This window comes from Aeromonas sp. FDAARGOS 1418 (assembly GCF_019048585.1).
Classification (GTDB): Bacteria; Pseudomonadota; Gammaproteobacteria; order Enterobacterales; family Aeromonadaceae; genus Aeromonas; species Aeromonas caviae.
Genome location: NZ_CP077387.1, coordinates 2320548 through 2334889, shown reverse-complemented (window position 1 = coordinate 2334889; position 14342 = coordinate 2320548). Strand labels below are relative to the sequence as shown.

The window sequence follows — 14342 nt, the reverse complement described above, 5'->3', positions numbered from 1 at the left end:
AAACGCTACCGCCCTTGGGTTACAGCTCCCAACATGCTGCTTTTAACCTGATTGTCCGTGCTGTTGGCCATCAGATCCTCCAGCTTCTTGTTTTGATTGATGTTTAACAATTTAGCAGCATTCCCTTGCCGTAGCAGCCGTCCGGAACCTGCATTGCTCACATCTAGGGCTTTTTGTGCCCCAAACCCGATCGCGGATCAGATTCTATCTTGTTTAACCCAAGAGTGAATAGTCACAAGGTGTGAAAGACCCTGAATAGGATAAGGATTAAACAGCATTCCCACTAACCTCAACTGACATCAGCATCACCGATGTTTCTACTCATAATCCTCTATTGAAACCTCTCGATGAAAAATAGAAACAACATATCTAGCATGTATGCTCTGATCGCTTCATTCTTGGGCATCAGCTTCCAAGAGATCAAGAGTGAGCTCTTCTGTTGATCCATTAACGTACCTTACTACCCCTCCACTGCGATCATAACGGTCGCATACTGCTGTCACCGTATGTAAATCGCTTCGTGTCACAGAGTTTTGGCATCTTATTAAACACTCTATTGAGGAGTTCAGTCTGGGATGATTCAGTCCCGATACAGCGGGGTCAGGTAGGATCCGGATTGACTCTCCCTCTTGTTGACCCTCTAATTGGCAGCCTGGACCCTCATCATCATGCATCTTATGAAAATCCTACTGGTTGAAGACGACAAGCTGCTCAATCACCACCTCTCCACCCTGTTGACAGAGGCCCAGAACCAGGTTTACGGCACGGACAATGCCCAGGTGGCGCTGCACTACGCAGCCGACTACCCCATCGATGTCGCCATCATCGATCTGGGCCTGCCTGACATGGACGGCCTTCAGCTCATCACCCGCCTGCGCGAGCAGCAGATCCCCTTTCCCATCATTGTGCTGACGGCCAGAGGCAACTGGCAGGACAAGGTGGAAGGACTGGAGGCCGGGGCGGACGACTACCTGGTCAAACCCTTCCAGAAGGACGAGCTGCTGGCCCGTCTCAATGCGCTGGTACGCCGCAGCGCCGGCTTCATCTCCCCCAGAGTGAAGGCGGGTGACTACGAGCTGGATCTCTCCCGCAAGGAGCTGACCATCGCCGGCGAGGTCACCGTGCTGACCAGTTTCGAATATCTGATCCTGGAATACCTGATGCGAAATGCCCGTCAGGTAGTCTCCAAACAGCAGTTGCTGGATCAGCTCTATGGGGATGGTGAAGGGGATCCCAACACCATCGAGGTGATGGTGAGCCGGCTTCGCAAAAAACTGGATCCGGAAGGGAGCATCCAGCCCATCTCCACCATCCGCCGCCAGGGCTACATCTTCAACCTCGCCTGCAGCTGATGCGCCTTGCCATGCTGCATCCCCTGACCCTGATCCGCCGCTCCCTGCACCTCAAGCTGATGCTGAGTGCCATGCTGGTCATCGCGCTCATCATGGCCTTCTCCGTCTACATCCTCTACCTCGGCCATGCCGAGGAGCAGGCCCAGAAAGCCAGTGTCCGCATGCAGGAGAACCTCTCCAAGCTGTTCTCGTCCAAGCAGCCAGAGCCCCACGCCATGACGGATCTAGGCAAGCTCACCCCGGATGCCATCGATCCCAATCTCGATACCCTGATCTGCCGCGCCGACGGGGCGCTGAGCTGGTCCAGCCTGCACATGCCGGAGGTGGTCTCCATCAAGGAGACCATCTGCCGGGATCTGATGAGATACCTGGGGGGACTGGATCAGGACTATTTCTTCAAGCTGCATACCATCAAGAACGGCGAGAGCTACTTCATCTACAGCCTGCGTTTCCTGCGCAATCATGGCGCCGGCCCCACCACCTACTACGTGGTGATGGTCGATTCCGCCAGGCGCTATCAGGCCCAGACCCGCGATTACCTCTACCGCTGCATTCGCCAGGCGCTGCTCGCCTACTGTCTGCTGGGCGCCCTGTTGCTGCTCACCAGTTTTTGGAGCCTCTCCTCCCTGCGTACCATGGCACGCCAGATTGACGAGATCCGCGCCGGTACGCGAGAGGCACTGTCAAACGACTACGAGCGCGAGCTGACCCCCCTGACAAGCTCAGTCAACCAGTTGCTGGAGAACGAACGCCAGCAGACCCAGCGCTACCAGCACGCCCTCAACGATCTCGCCCACAGCCTGAAAACCCGGCTGGCGCTCATCCAGATCACCGCCCAGGAGCTCAAGCTCGGCCACGACATCCATGACAACATCAATGAACAGATCACCACCATGGATCAGATCATCCAGTACCAGTTGCGCCGCGCCGTCACCGGGCGAAAGCGCCTCGCGAGCAAGGGCACCGAACCGGTTCCCCTTATCGAGAAGCTGCTGGCCAGCCTCGCCAAGGTCTATCGCCACAAGAAGCTGCAGACCGGCTTCCAGTTTGACGACGATGTCTTCTTTCACGGCGAGCAGGGCGATCTGATGGAGCTGATGGGCAACCTGCTGGACAACGCCTGCAAGTTCGCCATCAGCGAGATCCGGGTTCATGTCCGCCACCGGGAGAGCGGCCTGCTCATCGTGGTGGAAGACGACGGCCCCGGCATCGCCCCCGGCAAATCGCAGCAGATCTTCCAGCGCGGCGTGCGGGCTGACAGCTCCCCCGGCCAGGGGATTGGCCTCGCCGTGGTGACCGAAATCGTGCACAGCTACGGCGGCGAGATCCGGGTGGATGACTCCCAGCTCGGCGGCGCGAGATTCCACATCACCCTCCCCTGACAGCGCAGGAGCCAGTACCTGGCTCCTGCCGCATTCGGGCATTGCCATCCCGGTGCTTTCTCTGTCTCACGCCTCACTCCTTATGCTTCGACCAGGCCAAGCACATGGCAGCGAGGCTGACGAGCTTGCCCCCCCATCAGACGCTGGCCTGCCGCTCCCCTCAGCCCCATGCTCGCGCAGAAACGACAGGCATAAAAAAACCGGCCGCGAGGGCCGGTAAAACAGTTCAGGCTTGTCAGGTGACAATGCGCACCCAGCGGATGAAGACCGGTTTCAATTCCCTATGAAGCCCCGTCCTCTTGAGTACGTAGGTTCACTTTACGCCCCGGTCACTGAATCGGGACTGAACCATGTTCACCCTGGCAAGGCTCAGAGACGGATCCCGAGGGACTGGCGCAGATAAGCCCCCGCCCCGAGCAGCCCCGGCCCTTCATGGGTGATGAGGAAGACCGGAACGTCTTTGAGATAAGGCTTGAAGCGCCCCTTGTCCTCGAAGGCGACCCGAAAGCCCGATCCGATGAAGAACTCCTGGAAGCGCGGCACTATGCCACCGGCGATGTAGACACCGCCGAAGGTGCCCATGTTGAGGGCCAGGTTGCCGGCAAAGCGACCCATGAGCACGCAGAACAGGCTCAAGGTGCGACGGCAATCGAGGCAATCCCCCGCCAGCGCGCGCTCGGTGATGTCCTTGGGGGCAAAGGGTTCGGGCTCGCGGCCATCGGATTTGACCAGGCCGCGATAGAGATTGACGAGCCCGGGGCCCGAGAGGAAACGCTCCGCCGACACATGGCCCAGCTCGCCGCGCATCACCTGCAGCACCGCATCTTCCTCTTCCGTGTTGGCGGCGAAGTCCACGTGACCGCCCTCACCCGGCAAGCTCAGCCACTGCTCACCGGCCTGCACCAGGTGGGCAACGCCAAGGCCGGTCCCTGCGCCATAGATGGCGATGGGCTTGCCGGCGACTGGGGCCGCGCCCCCGAGCTGGATGCGATCGCTCTCGCCGAGCACGGGCACCGCCATGGAGACGGCAGTGAAATCGTTGATCACCTGCAAGCGTGCCAGGCCGAGGTTGGCCTGCATCTCGCGGATGGAGAACTCCCAGCTGTGGTTGGTCATGGCGACCCAGTCACCATTGATGGGACAGGCGATGGCGATGCACGCCTCGCCCACGGTGGCATCGTGCTCTTCGAGATAGAGGCGCACCACGGCCTCCAGGCTGGGATGGGCCAGCCCCGAATAGGTTTTTGCCTGGGAAATGGCGCCCGTCGCCAGTTCGCAGAGGGCCAGCCGGGCATTGGTACCGCCAACGTCGCCCACCAGCGCATGGGTATGCTGCATAACAAACTCCTTCGTTACCGACTCGGGGCGGCCCTTACCGTCCCGACATTATTATTTGGCTGCAATACTACTCGAGCCCGCAGCCGGGCTGCGCGATTTATGCAGACAAGTGTGCGCCCGCTCACAGTGTTGTTGCTTTGCAACATTTGTAAGCGTTTTCAAGACGTAAATGGAAGTTTGCAACTAAAAACACGAAATAATTAGACATGAGTCATACTTTGCAGGGCCGAGATTAGTTCCGATAAGCGCTTGTCTTGTATAGTCATCGCGGAGACTGGAAACCTGCTTGAGCTGTGAATTTAGTGCACAGACACTGAAGTTAAATTACAAAAATGCCTGGTGGTAATGATGAATACCCTCGATAAAATTACGAACAATCTGGAAAGTTTCAGTAAATCAGAGCGTAAGGTGGCTGAAGTGATCCTGGCCTCACCCCAGACCGCCATTCACTCCAGCATTGCTACCCTGGCCAAGCTGGCCGATGTGAGCGAACCGACCGTCAACCGTTTCTGCCGTCGCCTCGATACCAAGGGTTTCCCCGATTTCAAGCTGCACCTGGCCCAGAGTCTGGCCAACGGCACCCCTTATGTGAACCGCCACGTGGAAGCGGAAGACGGCCCGGATACCTATACCGCCAAGATCTTCGAATCCACCATGGCCTGCCTCGATGCCGCCAAGAACAGCCTGGACATCTCGGCCATCAACCGCTGCGTCGATATTCTGACCCAGTCCAAGAAGATCAGCTTCTTTGGTCTGGGCGCCTCCTCCGCCGTCGCCCGGGATGCCCAGAACAAGTTCTTCCGCTTCAATATCCCCGTGGTGAGCTTCGATGACATCGTCATGATGCGCATGAGCTGCATCAACAGCAGCGAAGGGGACGTGGTGGTCCTCATCTCCCACACCGGCCGCACCAAGGCCCTGGTGGAAATTGCCGCGCTGGCCCGGGAAAACGATGCCACCGTCATCGGCATGACCGCCAAGGACTCTCCCCTGGCCCGCGAATGCAACTTGGTGCTCTCCATGGACGTGCCGGAAGACACCGACGTCTACATGCCCATGGCCTCGCGCATCGCCCAGCTCGCCTTGGTGGACGTGCTGGCCACCGGTTTCACCCTGCGCCGTGGCATGAAATTTCGCGAAAACCTGAAGAAAGTCAAAGAAGGTTTGCGCGAATCCCGCTTTGATACCCCGCACTCCTCCTGATCATTCGGGGGTCCGCCCCCGACTGTCTATGCCAACGGGCTTGGTGTAGTATCGAAATTCAATCAAACAAGGCCACTCAGATGGCCTGCCAGTTGGCGCCATGCCACATGCTTGACGGGGCAGTATTTCAAGTCATATCAACTTCACATTGGAGTCTTTCATGCCAAGACGTACAAAGATTGTTACCACACTCGGTCCGGCGACCGATCGCGACGGCATTCTCGAGGGGATCATTCGCGCCGGTGCCGACATGGTGCGGATGAACTTCTCCCACGGCACTCCTGAAGATCATATCCAGCGCGCCAACCAGGTGCGTGACATCGCCGCCAAGCTGGGCCGCCACGTGGCCATCATGGGCGATCTGCAAGGCCCCAAGATCCGCGTCTCCACCTTCAAGGATGGCAAGATCTACCTCGCCATCGGTGACAAGTTCATTCTCGACGCCGCCCTCGGCAAGGGAGAAGGCTGCCAGGAGCAGGTCGGCATCGACTACAAGAGCCTGCCGCAGGACGTGGTATCCGGTGACATCCTGCTGCTGGACGATGGCCGCGTGCAACTGAAGGTCGAGCAGGTCGAAGGCACCCGCATCCACACCACGGTGACCGTGGCCGGCCCGCTCTCCAACAACAAGGGCATCAACAAGAAAGGTGGCGGCCTCTCCGCCCCTGCCCTGACCGAGAAGGACAAGGAAGACATCAAGACCGCCGCCCGCATGAACGTGGACTACCTGGCGGTCTCCTTCCCCCGCAGCGGCGATGATCTGCGCTACGCCCGCGAACTGGCCCGCGAAGCCGGCTCCAACGCCAAGATCGTGGCCAAGGTCGAGCGCGCCGAGACCGTCGCCAGCGACGAGGCGATGGAAGACATCATCCTTGGCTCCGATGCCGTCATGGTGGCCCGTGGTGACCTGGGTGTCGAAATCGGCGACCCCGAACTGGTGGGTGTACAGAAGAAGCTCATTCGCCACTCCCGTCGCCTGAATCGCGTGGTCATCACCGCGACCCAGATGATGGAGTCCATGATCAACGCGCCGCTCCCGACCCGTGCCGAAGTCATGGACGTGGCCAACGCCGTGCTGGACGGTACCGATGCGGTGATGCTCTCCGCCGAGACCGCCGCCGGCCAGTTCCCCATCGAGACCGTGACCTCCATGGCCAGCGTCTGTGTGGGCGCCGAGAAGCACCCGAGCCTGAACGTCTCCAACCACCGCATGAGCTACACCTTCACCTCGGTGGAAGAGGCGGTGGCCATGTCCACCATGTATGCGGCCAACCACCTGGAAGGGGTCAAGGCGATCGTGGCGCTGACCGAGTCGGGCACCACCCCGCTGCTGATGTCCCGCATCAGCTCCGGCCTGCCCATCTTCGCCATGTCTCCTCACAACAAGACCCTGGCCTGGGCCAACCTCTACCGCGGCGTCACCCCCGTGCTGTTTGATGGCGACGAGACCAAGCCGGTCTACGAGGTGTGCCGCGACGCGCTGGACGTGCTCAAGGCCAAGGGACTGCTGCAAAGCGGCGACATGGTACTGCTCACCCACGGCGACAAGATGGAGACCGTCGGCAGCACCAACACCTGCAAGGTGATGATGGTCGAGTAATCGCCCCTCCTCCCTGCAACAAAAACGGCTCCCGCGGGAGCCGTTTTTTTATGGGATCAGCCCCAGGTTCAACCGCGAAACAGCTCCACCTTGTCCCCATCCTGCAGGCTGCCGGCGCCGCGCACCACCACCTTGTCTCCCTGCTTGAGGGCGCCACTCACCGCCACCTCCCGGCTGTCCCCGAACAGCACGGTGACCGGCACCCGGTTCACCGTGAGCGCCTCGCCGCGCTGCTCCACCTGATAGACCACGCTTCCCTCGGTGCCGAGCACCAGGGCATCCCGTGGCAGCAACATGGTGTGCTGCTCTCCCATCGGCAGCGCCACCCGCACTGGCGAGCCAATGATGAACGTGCCCGCTTCCGGCTTGAGGCGCAGCTCGATGAGCCGGGACTTGGGATCGGCGCTCGCCGCCCGCTGGTAATAGATGGCGTGGCTGCTGAGCTGCTCCCCTTCCACCCGCAACCGGGTCTGGGTGGCCAGTTGCCGGGCCCAGGCAATAGGTGCACGCAACCGGATATCCGGCTGGTCCGGATTGACCAGCTCAAGCGCCTGTTCGCCCGCATCCACATGCTCCCCCGGCTGGATGAAGTGTTCATTCACCACTCCGTCAAACGGGGCAAAGATGCGGCTTCTGCGCAGCTGCTCCTCAATCTGGCGCACCTGCACCCGCGCCAGCTGATCGGCCAGCTCAGCCTGCTCCACGTCATAGCGCGCCTTGTCATACTGGCTCTGGGAAGCACTCTTTTGCTGGTGCAAACGATCCAGGCGCTGGAACTCGGCGCGAGCGTAACGCAGGTTGCTCCCCTCTCTGGCTTGTTCCGCCCTCGCCTGCTCCAGCGAGAGGCGCAGAGTCGCGCTGTCCAGGCGCAGCAACTCGTCCCCCGCCTTCACCCGGCTGCCAAACTCGGCTATCCACTCCACCCGACCGCTCACTTCGGCGCTGAGCGCCGCCTGCTGGCGGCTCGCCACCGTGCCGCTGACCCAGATGCTGGCCCCCCCCTCTCCCTGGGCCACCTCCGCCAGCGTCACCATCTTGCTTTGTGCAAGCGCAGGCAGCCCGCCAGCCAGCAGCAGAGCCCCCACCACTATCCTTGTGAAACCTTGTGTCATCGATGAGCTCCTTGCTCAGGCACGCTGCCGAAGGGCGTGCGGTATGTCGGTCTGCTCCCCCAACCGCAGGAAGGCGGGCAACAGGATCAGGGTGAAGAGGGTGCTGCAACTCATGCCGCCGACGATGACGGTGGCCAGCCCCCGGTAGATTTCGCTCCCCTCGCTCGGACTCAACATCAGAGGCAGCATGCCGAAGATGCTGGTGAGGCTGGTCATGGCGATGGGACGCATCCGGCTTTGCAGAGCATCGGTGACTGCCGACTGTCGGCTCATCCCCTCCCGCTCGGCCATCCTGGTCTGGTGCACCAGCAGAATGGCGTTGTTGACCACCAACCCGAGCAGGATGACGAAGCCGATGATGGTGAGCAAGTCCATCGGCAGCGGCGCCACCAGTCCGCTCAGGTGCAGCGCCAGCACGCCGCCTACGGTGGCGAGCGGCAAGGTGAGCAGCACCAGCACGGCATCCTTGAGGGAAGCGAAGACCCCCCACAGCAGAATGAGCAGTATCATCACGGCGAACAGGAAGATGCTGCCGAGGTTGCCGAGCGCCTGCTGCAGGCTGTCGGCATTGCCGGCGACCCGCAGCTCCCCCCCGGCCGGCAGCAACGGCCGGATGGCGGCAAAGCTCTTGTGCTGCAGGGTGTCGAGCACCTGCTCCATGCTCATCCCCGCCGGGGGCGATATCTGCAGGCTGATGCTGCGCCGCCCATCGGATCGGAAGATGCTCTCAGGCCCGAGTTGCGGCTCCACCCGCAGCAGTTCCCCAAGGGGAACGATGCGCCCGGACGGGGTAGCAAGCGGCACCGCCTTGAGCTCGTCCGGGTTGGCGGAGGCCTGCCCCATCAGCAGGATGTCGAGCCGCTCATCCCCGTCGAAATATTCGCCGACCCGCAGACCATCGCCGAAGGTCTGGATGATGGCGGGCATGGGGGAGCGATCCCAGCCCACCTCGGCGAGGCGCCTGTCCTGGGGCACCAGCCGAAGCTCGGGAGCGGTGAAATCGAGTCCGGGCTCTGGCCTGACCTGGGCGCCGGGCAAGTCCCGCTGCACTATGGTCATGCTCTCCCTGGCCGCCTGATAGAGTTCGGGCAGCCCACCCCCCTGGATCAGCAGGGAGATGCTGTTTTCACTGTCAAAACCGCCAAACAGGGACCCCTGACCGCCAAACACCCGGGTGTCGGGAATGCCCACCAGCAATTGCTTCATCAAGAGCTGCTCCAGCACCTTGATCTGGTTATCCTCCTTTGGCCGCACCCCGATCTGGGCACCGCCCGGGTAGCGCAGGATGTAGTAGTTCTTGAGGACAGGCTCCTTCTCCCCTTTCATATAGGGGTCGAGGCGGGCAATCAGGGTATCGATCACCTCCTCCCGCTGGGCCTTGAAATTGACCCCGGGGGTGAAACTCATCCAGACGTCGATGGCGTCCCGCTTCACATCCGGCAGGTAGTTCATCTTGGGCAACATCAACCAGCTCACCAGCACAGGCCCTGTCATCATCAGGACGATGATGGCCCAGCGCCTGGGGGCGGTGGCCGTCCAGCGGATCACATGGCGGGTGACGCGGCACCACAGGCGCTCAAAGGGATCAATCAGCCGCTCGTGCCCCATCCAGCGCGCCGCCACCGCAGGCAACACAGTCACCGCCACCACCATGGAGACGGTCACCGCGCAGGCGATGGTGAGCGCAAGATCGGCAAACAACTGCCCTTCCACGTCGTTGAGCAGGAGCACCGGCAGGAAGATGGCGACCGTGGTCAGGGTGGACGCTACCAGAGCGGTCCACACCCGGCGGGTGCCCTCCAGCGCCGCCTCTCCCTTGCTGATGTCACCCCGCTCATGGCGCCGGTAGATGCTCTCCAGCACCACGATGGCGGCGTCGAGCACCATGCCGACCGCAAACGCAATGCCCGCCAGGGAGATGATATTGAGGGTCCGCCCCATCACCTTGAGCAGGCAGAAGGTGAGCATGATGCTGATGGGGATGGCGATCGCGATCATCAGGGTCGCCTTGAGCTGGCGTAGAAAGACCCAGAGGATGGCGCAGGAGAGCAGCACCCCGAGCCCCAGGTTGGCGGTCACCATGCTCACCGCCCGGTTGATGTAGAGAGAAGCGTCAAACGACTGCTCCATGTGCAGGCCGACCGGCTCCAGCACCTCCCGGTTGAGCTCCCCGACCTTGGCCTTGATCCCCTCGAGCGCCGCCAGGGCATTGGCGCCGCTCTCCTTGAAGATCTGCGCCGCGATGGCGGTGTTGCCGTTCTGGATGCGCAGCACCGGGTTCTCCTCCCGGGCCACTCTGATCTCGGCCACGTCCCGCAGATAGATGGGCAGGCCGTCACGCCAGTCCACCACCTTGTCCCCCAGGGCCGCCACGTCATAGCGACCGGCAAAGCGCAGCTTGTACTCCCAGCGTCCGATGTCGAGGGTCCCGGCCGACACATCCCAGCCCGTCGTTGCCCGGCTGGCGAGCACCGGGATCTCCACCCCCAGCTCGGCAGCGCGGTAAGGGTCGAAGCGGATCTGGATCTGGCGCTCGTTGATCCCCTCAATGTCGACCGTGGACACCCCGGGGATCCGCTCCAGCTCGGGCTTGACCCTCGCCTCGATCAGCGCCTGGTGATCGTCTATCTCCCCCTTGGCGCCGGGCAGTTGCTGGATGAAGAAGAAGGTCAGGGTGTCGTTGCTGCTGTAGTTGTTGACGTAAGGACCACCGATGTTGTCCGGCAGCCCCGAGACCCGGTTCAGGCGGGAGATGACGTCAAGCTGGGCCCGCTGCATGTCGGTGCCGAGAGCAAACTCCATGTCGATTTCGGTGAAGCCGGGGTAGCTGTTGCTGCTGAGACTCTTGAGCCCCTGTACCCCCTGCATCTCCTGCTCGATGGGATCGGTTATCTCCGACTCCATCTCCTGGGGCGAGGCCGAGCGCCAGTCCACCGTGATATTGAGGTGAGGACGGTCTATGTCGGGGAACAGCTGGACGGGCAGTCCCCGGATGCTGAGCAGGCCCAGCAAAAAAATCAGCACGACCGAGACCGCCACCCAGATGGGGCGTTCGATCGCCGTTTTGGCGAGGTTCATTCACTCTTCCTGAGTTGTTGTTATCGGCCATTCCGATGGCCTTGCTTCCTGCCCCAAGGGTGGGGGCCATTGCATTAAACTGGAATTAATCGACCTTGTAAATGCCTGGTTAAACAACAAAAAACCGGCCACTAGGGCCGGTTGTCGGTTTACGCTCGGGGTCAGGCTGCATGCTCGACCGTGTTCGGTTGAGACAATCCTTCCAGCTCGCCAGGAGCGAAGTTGTCCACCTGGATAGCCTCGTAGCGCAGGGCATCGGCGGCCAGCAGCTTGTCCGCCTCCTCCTTGCCGAGGATGGACTGGGACAGGGCCGCAGCCACCAGCTCCGGCAGCGCCAGCTTGCGGGGCAGTCTGCCCTCTTTCTGGGCCTGCACCAGCTTCTTCTCGATGGGCTGCACCGAGACCATGGCCTGGAAGGCACGCTCCATCAGCCCCACCGGATCCGCCTCGTCCTTGCCCACATAACAGAGCGCGGTCAGACGATCCCGGAACTCGCCCGGCGTCATCATGGCCAGACAGATGGCATGGCAGCGATCGTCCGCCGGCATCTTGTAACCGACGCCGAACGGGAACACCACCCGCTTGAGTACGGCACCCACCACCTTGTTCGGGAAGTTCTGGAAGAAGCCCTCGAACGCCTTGCCAATCAGGTAGAGGTTGCGCTCCACCGCGTACTGCACGAACGGCAGGTCAGAGACCATGCGGCCCTGATCCTCGTAGTGCTTGAGGGTGGCGGAGGCCAGATAGAGGTGGCTCAGCACGTCACCCAGACGGGCGGAGATCATCTCCTTGCGCTTGAGATCCCCGCCCAGCATCAGCATGGAGACGTCGGCGCACAGCGCCAGCCCTTTACTCATGCGAGAGAGCTGCTTGTAGTAGCGGGCGGTTTCGCCAGCCACCGGGGCACTGTTGAACTGGCCCAGGGTCAGCCCCTGGAACAGGGCACCGAAGAAGTTGCCGGTACCGAAGGCGATGTGCTTCATCAACAGGGCGTCAAACTTCTCGAGACCGCGCTCCACATCGGTGTCGGCCGCCGCTTCCAGCTCGGCAAACACATACGGATGGCAGCGGGTGGCCCCTTGCCCGAAGATCATCAGGTTGCGGGTCAGGATGTTGGCCCCTTCCACCGTGATGGCCACTGGAATGCCCATGTAGGCGTAGCCGGTGTAGTTTTTCGGGCCCAGCTGGATGGCGCGACCGGCGTGGATGTCCATGGAGTCATCCATCACCTGGCGGGCCATCTCGGTCATGTGGTACTTGGAGATCGCGGTGACGATGGCCGGTGCCTGACCCAAATCCAGGGAACCTGCGGTCATGCGACGAGCGCCTTCGAGCTGATAGGTGAGGCCGCCAATGCGGGCCAGCGCTTCCTGCACCCCTTCAAACTTGCCGATGGACATGCCGAACTGTTTGCGCACGTAGGAGTAGGCGCCCACGGTGCGGCTCGCCATGTGACCACAGGCGGTGCCAAGGGCAGGCAGCGAGATGCCGCGACCGGCGGAGAGGCACTCCACCAGCATGCGCCAGCCGCGGCCGGCGTAATCCGGGCCGCCGATGATCCAGTCGAGCGGAATGAACACATCCTTGCCGAAGGTCGGGCCGTTCAGGAACGCCAGCCCCATGGGGTAGTGGCGATCGCCGACGCGCACGCCTGGGTGACTGGTCGGGATCAGCGCGCAGGTGATGCCGATCTCTTCCTTGTCACCCAGCAGTTTTTCCGGGTCATAGAGCTTGAACGCCAGCCCCAGTACGGTGGCGCGCGGCGCCAGGGTGATGTAGCGCTTGTTCCAGTTCAGGCGAATGCCCAGCACCTCTTCCCCCTTGTGCATCCCCTTGCAGACGATCCCCTTGTCCGGGATGGCGCCCGCATCGGAGCCCGCTTCCGGCCCGGTCAGGGCGAAGCAGGGCACCTCCTTGCCGTTGGCCAGCCCCGGCAGCCAGAAATCTTTCTGGGCCTGGGTGCCGTAGTGCATCAGCAGCTCACCCGGGCCGAGGGAGTTGGGCACCATGACGGTGACCGCGACGCTCAGGCTCTTGGTGGCGATACGGGTGACGATGGTGGAGTTGGCAATCGCCGAGAACTCGCGGCCGCCGTAGGATTTCGGGATGATCAAGGAGAAGAAGCCTTCCTTCTTCAGATAGTCCCACACCGGCTCCGGCAGGTCCTTGGTCTCGTTGACGATCTTGAAGTCGTCAACCATGGCGAGCAGGGTTTCGACCTGGTTGTCGATAAAGGCCTGCTCTTCTGCGCTCAGCTCGGCCTTGCCGTAGCCGTGCAGTTTCTTCCAGTCCGGGTTGCCGCGAAACAGCTCCCCGTCCCACCAGACGGAGCCGGCCTCCATGGCCTCCCGCTCGGTGGCCGACAGGGGCGGCAATATCTTCTTGAAGATGCCGAACACGGGGCGGGTCACCACCTTTTTACGGATGGCGGGGACACCGAGCACCACGGCTATCGCCAGCACCAGCAGGACAAGCAATGTGATCATACCGAAGTTCCTTCTATTTCACTGTTTCCGTTGATTATTGTTAGGTGTTACACGGCCAGGGAGAGCCTGGTCGACTCCACGGGCGCCCCGACACCGGACGCCAGATAAGGAATGACGTTGCGCACCAGCCCTTCCACATCGAGCTGCTGGCCAAAATCGGCCTGGGCGATGTCACGCAGGGCATCCGCAGAGGCCATGGTGAAGACGACGGTGCCCAGGGTGAAGTGCAGGCGCCAGAAGAGATCCGCTGGCGACAAATCCGGATTGGCCTTGGAGATGGCCTGGGTGATCCCGTGCAGGGTCGCCCCATAATGGGTGGTAATAAAGCGGCGCAGGTGACCCTGACTGTCGATATAGCCGCGCCCCAGCAACTGCATGAAGAGCGCCGGGCCATTCGCCCTGACGGCCGACAGTTTCATCAGGGGTTCGACAAAGCTCTCGAACACCTGCAACAGGGTCAGCTGATCCTGCGCCATCAACGTCTGCAACCGCCCGTCCAGTGCCGGCATGAAGAGGCTCAGATAACGGTCGAGCACCGCCTGGATAAGCTCCTTCTTGGAGCCGAAGTGATAATTGACCGAAGCCAGGTTCACATCGGCCTCGCTGGTGATCAGACGCAACGAGGTATCGGCGAACCCCCGCTCGGCAAACAGCACCTCGGCGGCGTCGAGAATACGGTTCTTGGTATCGATTTTACTCACTGGACACCTCACTTAAACGAATGTTTAAAAAGTACGTTTCACGCCCACCCATGTCAAGAGAATGTGAACAAGTGTTGGCTAAATGTTTTT

9 protein-coding genes are annotated in these 14342 nt (G+C 61.5%); 4 read left to right on the top strand and 5 right to left on the bottom strand.

Annotation, left to right across the window (positions count from 1 at the left end; genetic code table 11):
• Nucleotides 1-677: 677 nt before the first annotated feature.
• Nucleotides 678-1352 carry a response regulator gene (locus tag I6L48_RS11070; RefSeq protein ID WP_161470333.1) on the top strand — a complete coding sequence of 225 codons (675 nt, stop codon included), beginning with the start codon at nt 678-680 and terminating at the stop codon, nt 1350-1352.
• Nucleotides 1352-2734: an ATP-binding protein gene (locus I6L48_RS11065; RefSeq protein ID WP_216987215.1), complete on the top strand. Its 1383-nt coding sequence runs from the start codon at nt 1352-1354 to the stop codon at nt 2732-2734. The genes I6L48_RS11070 and I6L48_RS11065 overlap by 1 nt, the downstream gene beginning before the upstream one ends.
• A gap of 369 nt (nt 2735-3103) precedes the next feature.
• Here I6L48_RS11065 and glk read toward each other — a convergent pair whose 3' ends face one another.
• Nucleotides 3104-4072, bottom strand: a complete 969-nt coding sequence (glk, locus tag I6L48_RS11060; RefSeq protein ID WP_216987214.1) for a glucokinase — start codon at nt 4070-4072, stop codon at nt 3104-3106.
• 348 nt (nt 4073-4420) lie between these two features.
• Here glk and I6L48_RS11055 point away from each other — a divergent pair, with 348 nt between their 5' ends.
• Nucleotides 4421-5275 carry a MurR/RpiR family transcriptional regulator gene (locus tag I6L48_RS11055; protein ID WP_029314760.1) on the top strand — a complete coding sequence of 285 codons (855 nt, stop codon included), beginning with the start codon at nt 4421-4423 and terminating at the stop codon, nt 5273-5275.
• Between the two features lie 160 nt (nt 5276-5435).
• On the top strand, nt 5436-6875 hold the full coding sequence (pyk, locus tag I6L48_RS11050) for a pyruvate kinase (protein ID WP_041214849.1): 1440 nt from the start codon (nt 5436-5438) through the stop codon (nt 6873-6875).
• A 68-nt stretch (nt 6876-6943) separates the two neighbouring features.
• Here pyk and I6L48_RS11045 read toward each other — a convergent pair whose 3' ends face one another.
• From I6L48_RS11045 to I6L48_RS11030, 4 genes are all read right to left on the bottom strand, one after another.
• The gene (locus tag I6L48_RS11045; RefSeq protein ID WP_180898804.1) at nt 6944-7987 is read right to left on the bottom strand and encodes an efflux RND transporter periplasmic adaptor subunit; all 1044 of its coding nucleotides are present in this window, start codon (nt 7985-7987) and stop codon (nt 6944-6946) included.
• Between the two features lie 15 nt (nt 7988-8002).
• Nucleotides 8003-11065 carry an efflux RND transporter permease subunit gene (locus I6L48_RS11040; RefSeq protein WP_216987213.1) on the bottom strand — a complete coding sequence of 1021 codons (3063 nt, stop codon included), beginning with the start codon at nt 11063-11065 and terminating at the stop codon, nt 8003-8005.
• A 161-nt stretch (nt 11066-11226) separates the two neighbouring features.
• Complete coding sequence (locus I6L48_RS11035; protein ID WP_042017491.1) at nt 11227-13551, bottom strand: acyl-CoA dehydrogenase; 2325 nt, start codon at nt 13549-13551, stop codon at nt 11227-11229.
• Nucleotides 13552-13598: 47 nt separating this feature from the next.
• Complete coding sequence (locus I6L48_RS11030; RefSeq protein ID WP_005324182.1) at nt 13599-14252, bottom strand: TetR/AcrR family transcriptional regulator; 654 nt, start codon at nt 14250-14252, stop codon at nt 13599-13601.
• Nucleotides 14253-14342: the final 90 nt, after the last annotated feature.